This window comes from Polaromonas sp. P1_G2 (genome assembly GCF_056405515.1).
In genome coordinates this window covers 1-359 of the sequence record NZ_JBFUBY010001761.1, presented here as the reverse complement: position 1 = coordinate 359, position 359 = coordinate 1, and the positions used below count along the sequence as shown (strand labels likewise).

The window sequence follows — 359 nt, the reverse complement described above, 5'->3', positions numbered from 1 at the left end:
GAGTGTTTGTCCCGACCGCCGAATATATGCTGGCGCTCAAACTGAAAGCCATGCGGGTTTTGGACCCTTCGAAAGGCCCCCAGGAAAAAAGCGATATACAAAACCTCTTGTTCGTCAACGATGTTCGCGATGTCGACACGGCGATAGGCATTCTCGGAAAATATTTTCCCGTGTCCGCCAAGCACGAAGACAAGCGCTTCCTGCTGAAGCAATTGTTCAGTTTCGACAGAAAGGACGAGGATGCGCCCGTTTACCCTACGCGAGGTTTCTGAAAGGGTTGCCAGCGGCGAAGATCCGGTGAAGGAATTTTCCGAATTCCTGGACCACTTCTACGATCGGGCAACCCAGTCTGAAATGGT

Annotated in this window: 1 protein-coding gene; it reads left to right on the top strand. The window is 51.8% G+C overall.

Features of this window, described 5'->3' with window-relative positions; genetic code table 11:
• The coding region (locus AC1D0P_RS32475) for a hypothetical protein (RefSeq protein ID WP_477680478.1) at positions 1-272 on the top strand (272 nt) is incomplete at its 5' end.
• Positions 273-359 lie beyond the last annotated feature (87 nt).